This is a genomic window from Hasllibacter sp. MH4015, from assembly GCF_020177575.1.
Taxonomy (GTDB): domain Bacteria; phylum Pseudomonadota; class Alphaproteobacteria; order Rhodobacterales; family Rhodobacteraceae; genus Gymnodinialimonas.
This window is the reverse complement of the sequence record NZ_JAHTBK010000001.1, coordinates 1,684,191-1,699,211: the sequence shown is the minus strand read 5'-3', so window position 1 is coordinate 1,699,211 and position 15,021 is coordinate 1,684,191. Positions and strand designations below refer to the sequence as shown.

Here is a 15,021-nt window from a genome sequence, read left to right as displayed (position 1 = left end):
AGCGTCAATTGTCGCGCTTCGGAGAATAGTTTAACGTTGAACAAACGCTGAATGACACCGGACTTGCCAGAAGGAACCGACCCCATGGCCGCACAGAACTTCGACGTAATCGTAATCGGCGCAGGCCCCGGCGGCTATGTCGCCGCGATCCGCGCCAGCCAGCTTGGTCTGAAGACGGCGATTGTCGAGCGGGAACATATGGGCGGGATCTGCCTGAACTGGGGCTGCATTCCCACCAAGGCGATGCTGCGATCCTCGGAAGTGTTCCACCTGATGCACCGGGCGAAGGAATTCGGGTTGAGCGCCGATGGCATCGGATATGACCTCGACAAGGTCGTCGACCGCTCCCGCAAGGTAGCCAAGCAGCTTTCGGGGGGCGTGGCGCATCTGATGAAGAAGAACAAGGTCACGACGATCATGGGGGAGGCGACGATCCCCGCCAAGGGCAAGGTGTCGGTCAAGACCGAGAATGGGACGGAGGAGCTGACGGCGAAGAATATCATCCTCGCCACCGGCGCGCGGGCCCGCGAATTGCCGGGGCTTGAGGCCGATGGCAAGCGTGTCTGGACCTACAAGGCCGCCCTGACGCCGCCGCATATGCCGAAAAAGCTGCTGGTGATCGGGTCGGGGGCCATCGGGATCGAATTCGCCAGCTTCTACAACACGCTGGGGGCCGACACGACGGTGGTGGAGGTCATGGACCGCGTGCTGCCGGTGGAGGACGAGGAGATTTCCGCCTTCGCCAAGAAGTCGTTCGAGAAGCAGGGGATGAAGATCCTGCAAAAGGCGATGGTCAAGAAGCTGGATCGCAGCGCGGACAAGGTGACGGCCCATATCGAGGTCGGCGGCAAGGTCGAAAAGCACGATTTCGACACGGTGATTTCCGCCGTCGGGATCGTGGGCAACGTCGAAAACCTCGGCCTGGAAGAGCTCGGCGTGAAGATCGACCGGACCCACGTGGTGACGGACGAGTTTTGCCGCACCGGCGTCGACGGGCTCTATGCCATCGGCGATATCGCGGGCGCGCCGTGGCTGGCGCACAAGGCCTCCCACGAAGGGGTCATGGTGGCGGAGTTGATCGCGGGCAAAAACAATGTCCATCCGATTAAGCCCGAGAGCATTGCCGGTTGCACCTATTGCCATCCGCAGGTCGCCTCCGTCGGGTTGAGCGAGGCGAAGGCGAAGGAAAGGGGCTACAAGGTCAAGGTCGGACGCTTCCCGTTCATCGGCAACGGGAAGGCCATCGCTTTGGGCGAGCCAGAGGGCATGATCAAGACCGTGTTCGACGAGAAAACCGGAGAGCTTCTGGGTGCCCATATGATTGGCGCGGAGGTCACGGAACTGATCCAGGGCTATGTCGTGGGCCAGAAGCTGGAGACCACGGAGGAGGACCTGATGGAGACCGTCTTCCCGCACCCGACGCTGAGCGAAATGATGCATGAGAGCGTGCTCGACGCCTATGACCGCGTGATCCATATCTGAGAGAAACGCGCCCGGTTTCACGCGTGATACGGGGGGTCATACCTCTGATAGATAACGAAAAACGCGTTATAGTATAAGAATTAGAAAAGGGGCGCCGCGCGGAATGCGGCGCCCCCTTTTGCTTCGAGCAGCTCCTACTGCACGGTGATCGGCACGGAGCCGATGGGCGTGTTCCCTTGGTTCAGGAAATACTGGATCAGGTAAGAGCCGGGCTCGGACGGCACGGCCAAGGTCACGGGATTGCCCTGCGACGTGCGCTGATAGCTTTGCCATTGGCCGCCACCGGTCGCGCCGGCCGGTCCGATCCCGATGAAATCGTTGTCGTAATCCGGTCCGACCCAGCCCACCTCGATGGATGACCCCGCGGCGGCGGTTTCGGGCGCGGTCACGATGGCCTGAACCTCGGTTACTTCGATGGTCGTGATCGCGACCTCGGTATTGTCCTGGTTCACGAAATACCGGATCTCGTAGGTGCCGGGGGCGACGGGGACGCGAAGTTGCACCGGGTTGCCGCTGGACGTGCGGGAATAGGCCTGCCATTGGCCGCCGCCGGTGGCCCCGACCAGTCCGATGCCGATATAGTCGTTGACGTAATCGGGCCCGGTCCAGCCGACCTCGATCGTTTCACCGGCCACGGCACTGGCGGGCGCGGTCACGCTTGCCTCCACCGGCAGCACGGTGAGCGGGAACGTGGCGAGCGACGTGTTGCCCTGGTTGAGGAAATACTGGATCACGTAATCCCCCGGCGTGGCGGGAACGAGCAGGCTGGACGGGTTGCCAGCATTCGTGCGGGTGTAGTTCTCCCACTGGCCCCCGCCGGTCGCCCCGACGCGACCGATTGCGATGTAATCGTTCGCTTGATCGGGGCCGGTCCAACCGACCTCGATCGTTTCACCGGCAATCGCGCTGGAGGGCGCGGTCAGACCCGCTTCAACCGCCGTCACGGTGACGGGCACGCTGACCAGCGACCGGTTGCCCTGATTGAGGAAATACTGGATCACGTATTCCCCGGGCTCTGGCGGCATCAGAAGGCGCAGCGGGTTGCCATCGCTGGTGCGGGAATAGTTTTGCCATTGCCCACCACCCGTGGCCCCGGCAGGCCCGATGCCGATGTAATCGCGCGGGGCGTTCGGCCCGGTCCAAGTCACTTCGATGGTCGATCCGGCTTCCACACTTTGCGGGACGGTGAGGGAGGCTTCTGCTTCCTCCACCACAACGTTCATCCGCGCCAGCACCTGACGGCCTTGCGCCTGGATGTAGCGCAGCTCGTACGTGCCGGGCGCATTGGGATAGGCAAGCTGCACCGGGTTGCCTGTATTGACGGCCACGCGGCTGGCAAAGTCATAGCTGTGGTTCGATGTGTCGTCCGGATTGATGAACCCGATCCAGTCGCCGTCATATGCGGGGCCTGTCCATCCGATCTCGGCGGTCTGGCCGACCTCACCCGTCGGCGATGTCGTCAGCGACGCCTCGACCTCACCGACCACCACGGTCATGCGGGCGAGGACCTGTCGGCCTTGGGCCTGAACATACCGGAGCTCGTAGGTTCCGGCGGCAGCGGGGTAGTTCAGACGCACCGGGTTGCCACTGCTGACGGCGACGCGCGTGGCGAAATCGTAGCTGTGGTTGGAGGTATTCTCGGGGTTGATGAACCCGATCCAATCGTTGTCATAGGCGGGGCCGGTCCAGCCAACCTCCGCCTGTGCGCCAGCGGTGCCGGTGGGGGAGGTTGTGAGGGACGCCTCGACCTCTCCGACCACCACGGTCATGCGGGCGAGGACCTGACGGCCCTGGGCTTGGACGTACCGGAGTTCGTAGGTGCCGGGAGCGGCGGGGTAATTGAGCCGCACCGGGTTGCCGCTGCTGACCGCCACGCGCGTGGCGAAATCGTAGCTGTGGTTGGAGGTGTTATCGGGGTTGATGAACCCGATCCAGTCGTTGTCGTAGGCGGGGCCGGTCCAGCCAACCTCGGCTTGTGCGCCAGCTATGCCGGTGGGGGAGGTTGTGAGGGATGCCTCGACCTCTCCGACCACGACGGTCATGCGGGCGAGGACCTGACGGCCTTGGGCTTGGACGTACCGGAGTTCGTAGGTTCCGGCGGCAGCGGGATAGTTCAGACGCACCGGGTTGCCACTGCTGACGGCGACGCGCGTCGCGAAGTCGTAGCTGTGGTTGGAGGTGTTATCGGGGTTGATGAATCCGATCCAGTCGTTGTCATAAGCGGGGCCAGTCCAACCGACCTCAGCCTGCGCGCCTGCCGTTCCCGTGGGGGAGGTGGTCAGGGACGCCTCGACCTCACCGACCACCACGGTCATGCGGGCCAGCACCTGACGGCCCTGGGCTTGGACATACCGGAGCTCGTAAGTGCCTGGCGCGGCGGGGTAGTTGAGCCGCACGGGGTTGCCGCTTGCCACGGCGACGCGGGTTGCGAACTCATAGCTGTGGTTGGACGTATTGTCCGGGCTGATGAAGCCGATCCAGTCACTATCGTATGCGGGGCCGGTCCAGCCGACCTCGGCCTGTGCGCCGGCTGTTCCCGTGGGGGAGGTGGTGAGCGTGGCCTGCACTTCGGTCACTTCCACGGTCTGGCTGGCGAGCGTCGTGCGACCCAGCGCCATGACATACCGTAGCTCGTAAGTTCCGGCCTCGGCCGGGTAGTTGAGCGTGGCGGGTGACGTCGTCCCGTCCAGGCGCACCGAGGACAGTGACTGGTGCCCGTGGTTGGCCGTGTTGTCGACGGGGAAGAAGCCGAGCCAGTCACCCTCGAAATTGGGGCCGGTCCATTCGACGGTCGCCTGGCTTCCGGCCACACCCGTCACGGTCTGGACCGATGCGGGCTGGGGCAGAACCTCGAACGGAACGCGGGCGAGCACGCGGCGGCCGTTTTCGGCGTCGATGTAGCGCAGTTCATAGGTGCCGGGGATCGGGGCGACGCGCATTTGCAGCGGGTTGCCCTGGTTGATGCGGACGGTCGAGCCCGCCTGGTGGCCGTGGTTGCCGGTATTCGACGGCTCGAAGAAACCCAGCCAGTCGCTGTTGCCGCCGGGGCCGGTCCAGGCGACCTCGATCGTGTCGCCTGCGCGGGCCTGTGCGACCGTGGTGATCGAGGCCTGGGGGATGGGTTCGTCGAAGACCACCACAATTTCGCGCGGTTGATCGACGATCACGAAATCGGTGCTGACCTCGACCTCCTGTGCGGTCCAGTAGGCGGTGACGCGATAGGCGCCCCGGCTGAGTGCGACGCTGGCCGGGTTTGTAGTCGCGATTTCGGGCGCGGGATCAAGCGGTGTGACCTCCCAGATCACGGGGTCGGTCACGGGCAGGCCGCTGACGCTGCCGATCCGTGCGATGAAATTCACATCGACCGAAATGGCGGGCAGGGGGATCACGACCTCCCGCGGCTGGTTCGGCTCCACGGTGAAGCGGGCCTCGTGCGTGGTGCCCTGGTTCACACGCTCAACGGTCAGGAGATAATCGCCGGGCAGAAGGGCGACATTGCCACCGGGCGCTGCGACGGGGCCCAGAAGAACGGTGCCCGCATCGTCGGACAGCGTCCAGTTGAGGGGGGAGGCCGGGACACTCATCTCCGGCTCCACCCGCGCGGTGAAGGTCACCTGGCTCGTCTCGATGATCGGGGGCATGGCCACCACGATCAGGTCCGAGCGGTCCTGGATCACGTCGAAGGACGTCTGATAGGTTTGCGGGCCGTCCGGTTCGACGCGGGTGGCCTGCACGAGGTAGCGGCCGGGGAAAAGCTGCACGTCGATGGCGGGCGCCTCGATCCCGGAGGAGATGACATCGCCGTCCGCCCCGGTCAGAAGCCACGTCACGGGCCGCGTCGGCAGCGTGCCTTGCGGCATCACTTGCGCCTCGATCCGCATCGGCGTGGGCAGGGCGGCCTCGACCACCTGTTCCAGCGCGGCGGACAGCTCGGCGGCGTTGTCGGCGGTCAGGAATTGTCCGCCGGTATTGTCGGCGATGCACTGCATCTGCGCGCGCGCCTCCGGCTCGGAGGCGACGTCGAAGCCGATCACGTGGGCGGTGAAAGCAACGCCCGATTGCTCCAACTCGGTGGCGATGGCGCAGGGGTCGGGATTGCAGTTCTCGATCCCGTCCGAGACGAGGATGACGGTCGCGGCTTCTTCGGTGTGGCGCAACGATTGCGCGGCGGCGATCACGGCATCGGTCATGGGCGTACGGCCGCGGGGATTGATGGAATTCACGGCGTCCAGAATACGGTCCTGGGTGAATGGCGCAGGTTCGACAATCGTCTCGATATCGCCGCAGCTTCCCCGTTCGCGGTGGCCATAGACGGTCAGGCCAAGCGATACGTCATCGGCCATATCTGCCAGCATGTCGCGGATCACGTTGCGCGCGATGACGATCTTGTTCACCCCGTCGATCTGCCCCCACATGGAGCCCGACCCGTCAAGCACGAGGATCGTGTTCGGGCGGTCGGTGGATTGGGCCAAAGCGGCCAGGGGAAGCATCAAAATCGTGAAAAGGGCGAGAAAAAAAGCGCGCATCATAATCATCCGTCTGAAGTCAAAAAGGGGCAGCAACCGGACAGAATCCGATCTTTGGATGTCACGGTAACGTGTTCCGGACTTTGCGCAAAGGGCCGGATTTCCCGCCTTTTCCCCCGTCGCACCCCCGCGCTTGACGCCCAGATTGAAACAGATCATGCCTGCGCCATGCCCGCGACCCGCACCCCTTGGCCGTTGATCGCGGCGCTGTACCTGACCGGCCTGATCGCGGGGGCGCAGTTCACCAAGGTCTCGCTGACGCTGGAGGGGTTGGCACAGGTCTATCCGGGCTGGCCGGTGGCCTTCGCAGTGTCCGGCGTTGCAGTCATAGGCATCTTGTTCGGCGCGATGGCGGGCGGGATAACGGCCAGCTTCGGCCCACGCCGCGCGATCCTTTGGGCGCTTGGTGCCTCTGCCCTTGTGGGCGCGGCGCAGGCGATCTTGCCGCCGTTCCCCGGTTTCATGGCCCTGCGCGTGGTCGAGGGGGCGGGCCATCTGGTGCTTGTTGTGGCGGTGCCGACCCTGATGGCGGGGCTGGCCGCGCCGAGGGACCGGGCGATGGTCATGGGCCTTTGGGCCACCTTCTTCGGGGTGGGTTTCGCGCTGGCGGCCCTTCTGATCGGGGATGACCTGCGGCTGGCCTATGGCGGGCATGCCCTGTGTGCGGCGATCATGCTGGGCGTGCTGTGGGCGATCTTGCCGCGGGGCGTGACGGTTGCGCGCCGCCCGCTGCCGCGTCTGTCGGACCATGTGATGATCTACACCACGCCGCGCCTGTTCGCGCCGGGGCTGGGCCACGGCATTTACGCGATGCTGTTCCTTGCCCTGATCACGTTCCTGCCCGCCGCGCTGGATGCCCTTTGGCTTGCCCCGGTCCTGCCGCTTGCGGGCATCGTGGGATCGTTCGCCGCCGGTGTGCTTGCCCGGTGGATCGCGCCCGGCACGCTGGTCTGGACGACCTTCATCGCCATGGCCGCACTATTCGCGCTTACGATGATCGCCGGGATGCTCGCGCCCTATGTCCTGATCCTTGCCATGGGCGTCAGCGGGATCGTGGCGGGCGCGGGCTTTGCCGCTGTGCCTTGGTTGAACGACGCCGATGACGACCGGGCGCTGTCAAACGGCGCGCTCGCACAGCTTGGCAATATCGGGACCTTCACGGGAACGCCCGTTCTGGCGGCCCTGGGGCAGGGGGCGTATCTGCCCGTGGCGATTGTCGTCTGCCTTGGTGCCGCGTGCCTGACAGGGCTGGCCTATCGCGCCGCGCGTTCCTGAAACGTTCTTCATTTTCGGTTGGAGACTCGGGCGCACTCCCCTATGTGTTACGCGACGGTTAATGGGGGCCTTGATGCCAGAGCTGAAGCAGATCGAAGTGCGCGGTGCGCGCGAGCACAATCTGAAGAATATCGACCTGGATATTCCGCGCGATCAGCTTGTGGTCGTCACGGGCCTGTCGGGATCGGGCAAGTCGTCCTTGGCGTTCGACACGATCTATGCCGAGGGGCAGCGGCGATACGTGGAGTCGCTGTCGGCCTATGCGCGCCAATTCCTTGATATGATGGAGAAACCTGACGTCGATCACATTTCGGGTCTGTCGCCCGCAATCTCCATCGAACAGAAGACGACGTCGAAAAACCCGCGCTCCACCGTCGGCACGGTGACGGAGATCTACGATTACCTGCGCCTGCTTTATGCCCGTGTCGGCACACCCTATTCCCCCGCCACCGGCAAGCCCATTGAAGCACAGCAGGTGCAGGATATGGTCGATCGCGTCATGGCGATGGAGGAGGGTACGCGCGCCTATCTGCTCGCGCCCATCGTGCGGGACCGGAAGGGAGAGTACCGCAAGGAGTTCCTGGAGCTGCGCAAGCAGGGGTTTCAGCGGGTGAAGGTGGATGGCGACTTCCACGATCTGGACAACCCGCCGACACTGGACAAGAAATTTCGCCACGACATCGACGTGGTGGTGGACCGGATCGTGGTGCGTGAGGGGACGGAAACGCGGCTGGCGGATTCGTTCCGCACGGCGCTGGACCTGGCCGATGGCATTGCGATCCTTGAAACCGCCCCGAAGGAGGGGGAGCCGGAGCGCTTCACATTCTCGGAGAATTTCGCCTGCCCGGAAAGCGGCTTCACCATCCCCGAGATTGAGCCACGCCTGTTTTCGTTCAATGCGCCGTTCGGGGCCTGCCCGTCCTGCGACGGTCTGGGGCAGGAGCTTTACTTCGATCCCGGCCTGATGGTGCCGGATGTCACGCTGTCGCTGGAAGACGGGGCGATTGCGCCGTGGCGGAAGGGGAAGAGCCCCTATTTCGTCCAGACCATCGAGGCGATTGCAAAGCATTACGGGTTCGACGCGAAGACGCCGTGGAAAAAGCTGCCGGAGGACATTCAGCAGGTCTTTTTGCGCGGGTCGGGCGAGGACGAGATCAAGTTCCGCTACGACGAGGGTGGGCGCGTCTACCAGGTGGAGCGCACGTTTGAAGGCGTGATCCCCAACATGGAGCGCCGGTATCGGGAAACGGATTCAGCCTGGATCCGGGAGGAGTTCGAGCGGTTCCAGAACAACCGCCCCTGCGGGACCTGCCATGGCTATCGCCTGAGGGCGGAGGCGCTGGCGGTGAAGATCGGCAAGGCGGGCGATCTGCGCCACGTGGGGCAGGTGGTGCAGATGTCGATTGCCGAGGCGTTGGAGTGGATCGACACTGTCCCGGACGCGCTGACCGCGCAAAGAAACGAGATTGCCCGGGCGATCCTGAAGGAAATCCGGGAGCGGCTTGGGTTCCTGAACAATGTCGGTCTGCAATACCTGGCGCTGAGCCGGAATGCCGGAACGCTGTCGGGCGGCGAGAGCCAGCGGATTCGGTTGGCGAGCCAGATCGGCTCGGGCCTGACGGGGGTGCTTTACGTGCTCGATGAGCCGTCCATCGGCTTGCACCAGCGCGATAACGACCGGCTGCTGACGACGCTGAAAAACCTGCGCGATCAGGGCAATACCGTGATCGTCGTGGAACATGACGAGGAAGCGATAAGGGAGGCGGATTACGTCTTCGATATCGGTCCCGGCGCGGGTGTCCATGGCGGGGAGATCGTGGCCCAGGGCAGCGTGGACCAGATCATCGCCACCAAAGGCTCCGTCACCGGGGATTACCTTGCGGGGCGGCGCGAGATCTCGGTGCCCGCGACGCGGCGGAAGGGCAACAAGAAGAAGCTGAGCGTGGTGAAGGCCACGGGCAACAATCTGCAATCCGTCACCGCTGATTTTCCGCTAGGCAAATTCGTCTGCGTGACGGGCGTGTCGGGCGGCGGCAAGTCGACGCTGACTATCGAGACGCTGTTCAAGACCGCCTCCATGAAGCTGAACGGGGCGCGGCAGACGCCTGCGCCGTGCGAGACGATCAAGGGGCTGGAACACCTCGACAAGGTGATCGACATCGACCAGCGGCCCATCGGGCGGACGCCGCGGTCGAACCCGGCCACCTATACGGGCGCCTTCACGCCCATTCGCGATTGGTTCGCCGGTCTGCCCGAGGCGAAGGCGCGCGGCTACAAGCCGGGGCGGTTCAGCTTCAACGTGAAGGGCGGGCGGTGCGAGGCCTGTCAGGGCGACGGTGTCATCAAGATCGAGATGCATTTCCTGCCCGATGTCTACGTCCAATGCGAGACCTGCAAGGGCGCGCGCTATAACCGTGAGACCTTGGAAATTCAGTTCAAGGGCAAGAGTATAGCGGACGTTCTTGATATGACGGTTGAAGATGCTCAGACCTTCTTCAAGGCGGTGCCGAGTATCCGGGAAAAGATGGACGCGCTGATGCGTGTTGGCCTGGGCTATATCAAGGTGGGTCAGCAGGCCACGACGCTTTCGGGCGGTGAGGCGCAGCGGGTAAAGCTGTCGAAGGAGCTGGCGAAACGGTCGACGGGGCGGACGCTCTATATCCTTGATGAGCCCACCACGGGCCTGCATTTCGAGGATGTGCGCAAGCTTCTGGAAGTGCTGCACGAATTGGTGGATCAGGGCAATTCGGTGGTGGTGATCGAACACAACCTCGACGTCATCAAGACCGCCGATCACCTGATCGACATCGGCCCCGAGGGCGGCGATGGCGGCGGGCGGATCGTGGCGGAGGGGACGCCGGAAGAGGTGGCGGAGGTGGCCGAAAGCCATACCGGGCGGTATCTCAAGCCGATGTTGAACCCGGCCAAGAAGCACGCGGCAGAATAGCGCGGCCACGCGCGCGTCGCTTGGCCGTGCGATGACCGTGCTTGTTTGCCGTGTCGGGGCGTCGGCTTTAGCAAAAGAAATTAACGAGCGCCGGTCGCCGCCTGCCGCTTGGATCATGGCCGTGTTGATCGGCCACAGATTTTCGTGCAGTCGGCCTTCGCCCACGGTTTGCCTGCGTCTAGCGCGCCGATCCGCGCGGCACCTCAGCCGTACCCTCTCCGCAACAATCGCCAATGCAGCATCAGGTTCGGGAAGAACAGCAGCACGAAGCCGAACGTGAAGAAAGCCGCGAACATCAGCGGTATCCACAGAACCGACAGCAAAACGCCGACGCCGCCGATGATCCTGTTGGCCGTGACGCCGCGCACGAAGCGGTGCAACCACGAATGCAGAAGCCGCCCCCCATCGAGCGGCAGGACAGGCACGAGGTTGAAGAGCGCCAGAAACAGATTGAGTTGCGCAAAGGTTTCCAACAGGCGATAGGCCTGACCGCCCGACACAAACGGGGTCGTGGTGCGGCCATTGATTTCCATTGCCGGGATGATTTCGACGGCCAGCGAGGGCAGCGCCAAGGTTGCGATGGCCCAGAGCGCGAGGTTCACCAGCGGCCCGGCGACGGCGATGAACTCCGTCTGCCGGGGCGTGACATGGCCGGAATATTCGCAATACCCGCCGCCGCCGAACAACACGACCCGCTGCACCGGCACGCCCTGGGCGACACAGGCGGCGGCGTGACCAAGCTCGTGGAGCAAGATCGCGACGATAATCATGGCGAAAGCGATTGCGGCAGGACCGATGCCCCGGTCGATGAACAGAAACCCGAAGAGAAAGGCCAGAAACAACAGGCTGCTGTTGAACTGGATCGGGATGCGCCACGGACCGCGAAGCGTGAACAGCGGCGCGTCGCCCATCAGCGCACCATCAGAGCGTCAAGCCCGTGGAAATGGAAGATGTCGGCGTAACGCGGTGGTCGGGCCAGCGCGAGGTCGGGGCGGCGCGCAAAGAGGCTTGGCAGGGCGATATCAAGCTCCAACCGCGCAAGCGGCGCGCCGACGCAGAAATGCAGGCCCGCACCGAAGGCCAGTTGCGCGGGCGGTTTTCGGGATGCGGAGAACCGGGTGGCGTCGAACGTCTCCGGGTCCGGGTAGGCGGCGGGATCGCGATTGGCCGCGGCCAGAAGAAGGCCCACCTGATCGCCGCGTCGGAAGGTGTGGCCGGCCAGCGTCACCTCCTCGTAGGCGTGGCGCGTGAACATGTGGAGCGGCGGGTCGATGCGCAACATCTCTTCGGTGAAGGGGCTGGCCTTGGTGGGGGGGCGATGTCCCTGTTCGAGGCAAAGCTTGATGGCATTGCCAAGCGAATGCACTGTCGCCTCATGCCCCGCGTTCAGCAGCAGGATGCAGGTGGTGATGAGTTCGTCGGTGGACAATTTCTCTCCCGCCTCCTCCGCCGCGATGAGGGCGGAGATCAGATCATCGGCGGGACGGGTGCGCTTCTCGGCAACGTAGCTGCGCAGGAAGGCCACGAAATCCTCGGTGGCGGCGACCGCTTTGCGCTCGTCTTCGGGGGTACGGCCCGCCTGGTACATCATCACCATCGCGTTGGACCAGCGCAGCAGGTCGGGGGCCATCGCCTCGGGTACGCCCAACAGGCGCGCGATGATCGTCACGGGGAGGGGGCGACAGAACGTGTCGAGCAGATCGTGCGCACCGCCCGGAAAGGCGTCGATAAGGTCATGGGTGAGCTGCGTGATCTCGGGTGCGAGCCCGGCGATGCGGCGCGAGGTGAAGGCGCGCAGGACAAGGCCGCGCAGGCGGGTGTGGCGGGGCGGCTCCAGCTCCAGCATCGAATGGGCCTCGACCGCGTAAAAGGGTTTGAGGTGATCGGGGATCGGCAGCGCCTGCACAGGCTCCCGCCCGAAACGCCGGTCGCGCAGGATCAGGCTCGTCAACTCATGGGTCGTGGTGCAGGGCAGGTCATAGTCCGCCCAGTGAAACAGCGGCCCAGCGGCGCGCGCGCGGTCGTAGAACGGGTAGGGGTTCTGAACGAAATCGTCCGCCGTGGGCGATTGGTTTAGGACGGGCAGGGCCAAATTCGAGAGCCTCCGACGGGCAAGTGCGGGATCGGGAACAACGTGAAAAGCGAACGCGCGCCCCGGCGTATCAGCCAAGGCGCGCGCTGTCCTTAATGGAGCCGCCGGGGGGCGGGCGTCAATCGGCGCCGCGCACCGGGATCGTCGTCATCGGCGCGGGTTTGACGAAGCGCTGGACCGCGAAGATCGCAACGGCAAGGCCGATGCCCGCGAGGTCGGTGACGAGACCGCCCGCGATCAAAAGGAGCGCGGCGATGATAAGCCCCACGCGCAGGAACCAGACGGCCCGTCCGCCCATGAACCAGCCCTGGATGCCGGAGGTCAGCAGGAAAATGCCTACCGTCGCGGTAACGAGCGCACGCACGATATTGTACCACGCCGGTGCCTGGTGAACCATCTCGCCACCCACTTCGACCAGTTCCGCACCCTGCATCAAAAGGTTGCCGTTGTAGAAGAACATGAAGGGCACGATGAAGGCGGCGATGCCGATCTTGAACGACGCGACGGAAGTTTCCATCGGGTTGGCACCCGAGATGCCCGCCGCTGCGTAGGAGGCAAGCGCCACGGGCGGCGTGATGGCAGAGACGACCGCGAAGTAGAAGACGAAGAAGTGCGCCGTCAGGTGGGGGATGCCCAACTCCACCAGGCCCGGCGCCACGACGGAGGCCGCGACGGCGTAGGCCGCGGTTGTCGGCATGCCCATGCCCAGAAGGATCGCGATGCACATGGCGAAGAACAGCGCCAGAAGCTGGCTGACGCCCGCGAGGTCGAGAAGCACGTTGGAGAAGCGCGCGCCCACCCCGGTGAGTGAGATCACGCCCACGATGATGCCCGCACAGGCGCAGACCGCGATGATCTGGATCGACATCACGCCCGCGAGCTCCAGCCCCCGGACCATGCCCTTGACGCCCAGGCCCTGCTGCGCGCCGGGGCGCAGGAATTCCAAGACGGAGATGAACACGAAGCTGACCGCGATGACGAGGCCGGTCACGAGGATCAGCGTGTTGATGAGGTCGCTTTGCGGCTGCCCCGGCTCGGGCGCGGGCGTGGCGAGCCAGACGATCGTCAGCAGGACCGTCAGGATCGAGATGGCGACGACAAGCAGGCGCTGGATTGACCAGCCCCCCCCGCGCAGCGCGAAGTGTTGTGGCGCGGCCCATGACACGACGACGGCCGCAATCGTGGCCAATGTGCCTGCGCGTATGACGGAATAGCCCAGGAACAGCGCCACAATCAGGATCACGATGGGCAGGAACAGGAAGACCTTCTGCGCCATGGCCTTGAATTTCGGCAGCTCATCTTCGCGCATACCGCGCATGCCAAGCTTGGCGGCCTCGAAATCGACCATGAAGTAAATCGAGGCGAAGTAGAGGATGGCGGGAATGATCGCGGCAATCGCGATCTCCTGGTAGGGGATGCCGGTGATCTCGGCCATGATGAAGGCGCCCGCACCCATGATCGGTGGCATGATCTGGCCCCCGGTGGACGCCGCGGCCTCCACCGCGCCGGCAGTTTTCTTGTGGTAGCCGACCTTTTTCATCAGCGGGATGGTGAGCGACCCGGTGGCCACGACGTTGCCCGCGGAGGTGCCGTTGATCATGCCCATCAGGCCGGAGGCGAAGATTGCGACCTTCGCCGGTCCGCCGCGCGCCCGACCGGCGGCGGCGAAAGCGAAGTTGACGAAATAATCGCCCACCTTGGAGGCCTGGAGGAAGGCCGCGAAGATGATGAAGAGGATGATGTAGGTCGAAGACACGGCGGTCGTCGGCCCGAGGATGCCTGCATCCGAATAGACATGGCCGAAGAACCGTTGCCACGAATAGGGGTTCTGGACGGCCAGGATGCCGGGCAGCAGATGCGCGGTGAAGGTGTAGGCAAGGAACACGCCGGTGATGACCACAAGGGCGAGGCCCGTGACACGGCGCGTAAGTTCGAGGATCAGCGCCGCGCCCGCTGTGGCCGCGAACGCGACCCCGATGGGCACGAACGGCGTGCCGACCGAATTGCGCGCCGCGGTGCCGTAGATCGCTACGAGGTAGAGCGCGACGACGATGGCACAAAGCGCAAGAACGATGTCGGATATTGCGATGTCCGACCGGCGCTGACGCTCGAACCAGCCAAGAAGAATCCCCCCGCCGGTCGAGACCAGCAATGGCAGGCCGAAATGGTAGGTTTCGGCGGCAAAGGTCTCCGTCCCCGGGAAGGACGCCCATGTCGTCAGCCCACCCATCTGCGGCAGGTCGCCCGACGTGATCTGACCGATGAAGCCCATCGCGGTATAGCCCGCGTAGAGCACGGGCAGGGCCAGAGCGATGCCCAGGAACCCCAGGAGGCGGGTCTGCCGATCCTCATCGGGATTGCCGCCGAACGTATGCGCCGAGAAGAGCGCGAAGCCCAGAACCAGCGCGCCCGCGATGTGCACGATGCGGAAATTCCACGTCTCCATCGGGAATTGCGGCAGGAACCCGATCTCGATCCCCGTGATGTTCGACAGCGACAGGCCATTGAGCGCGGCCATGTGAAAGCCCGCGTAGATCGTGGAGAGTGCCGCGATGAACAGAAGCCTGCCGCCGGTGAACAGGCGACGGTTGCTTTCAACCGGTTCCTCATCCACGCCCTCGGCGATCACGGGGCCGGTATCCTGATCGTCGAGCGGGGTCTCGGCGGTGCGGTCGGTCATGTCGTCAGTCCCTTTCGCG

The 15,021-nt window shown here is 64.4% G+C and carries 7 protein-coding genes; 3 read left to right on the top strand and 4 right to left on the bottom strand.

The genetic code is table 11. The features are described 5' to 3' along the window. Positions 1-84 precede the first annotated feature (84 nt). Positions 85-1,482 carry a dihydrolipoyl dehydrogenase gene (gene lpdA, locus KUW62_RS08805; protein WP_224815113.1) on the top strand — a complete coding sequence of 466 codons (1,398 nt, stop codon included), beginning with the start codon at positions 85-87 and terminating at the stop codon, positions 1,480-1,482. A gap of 134 nt (positions 1,483-1,616) precedes the next feature. Here the strand turns inward: lpdA and KUW62_RS08800 are convergent, their stop codons facing one another. Beyond that, positions 1,617-6,008, bottom strand: coding sequence for a VWA domain-containing protein (locus tag KUW62_RS08800; protein ID WP_224815112.1), 4,392 nt, complete (start codon positions 6,006-6,008; stop codon positions 1,617-1,619). Between the two features lie 168 nt (positions 6,009-6,176). Here KUW62_RS08800 and KUW62_RS08795 point away from each other — a divergent pair, with 168 nt between their 5' ends. Then, positions 6,177-7,283 carry an MFS transporter gene (locus tag KUW62_RS08795; protein ID WP_224815111.1) on the top strand — a complete coding sequence of 369 codons (1,107 nt, stop codon included), beginning with the start codon at positions 6,177-6,179 and terminating at the stop codon, positions 7,281-7,283. Between the two features lie 73 nt (positions 7,284-7,356). Then, a complete protein-coding gene (gene uvrA, locus KUW62_RS08790) occupies positions 7,357-10,230 on the top strand; it encodes an excinuclease ABC subunit UvrA (protein ID WP_224815110.1) in 2,874 nt (957 codons plus the stop codon). A gap of 203 nt (positions 10,231-10,433) precedes the next feature. On the opposite strand, the gene KUW62_RS08785 is transcribed toward uvrA, so the two are convergent. The 3 genes from KUW62_RS08785 to KUW62_RS08775 all read right to left on the bottom strand — a co-directional run bounded on the left by KUW62_RS08785 (position 10,434) and on the right by KUW62_RS08775 (position 15,002). Beyond that, positions 10,434-11,141 carry a M50 family metallopeptidase gene (locus KUW62_RS08785; RefSeq protein WP_224815109.1) on the bottom strand — a complete coding sequence of 236 codons (708 nt, stop codon included), beginning with the start codon at positions 11,139-11,141 and terminating at the stop codon, positions 10,434-10,436. Next, positions 11,141-12,316 (bottom strand): cytochrome P450, encoded by a 1,176-nt coding sequence (locus KUW62_RS08780; RefSeq protein WP_224817076.1) that lies wholly within the window; start codon positions 12,314-12,316, stop codon positions 11,141-11,143. The genes KUW62_RS08785 and KUW62_RS08780 overlap by 1 nt, the downstream gene beginning before the upstream one ends. Positions 12,317-12,440: 124 nt before the next feature. Then, on the bottom strand, positions 12,441-15,002 hold the full coding sequence (locus tag KUW62_RS08775; protein ID WP_224815108.1) for a TRAP transporter fused permease subunit: 2,562 nt from the start codon (positions 15,000-15,002) through the stop codon (positions 12,441-12,443). Between the last annotated feature and the right edge of the window lie 19 nt (positions 15,003-15,021).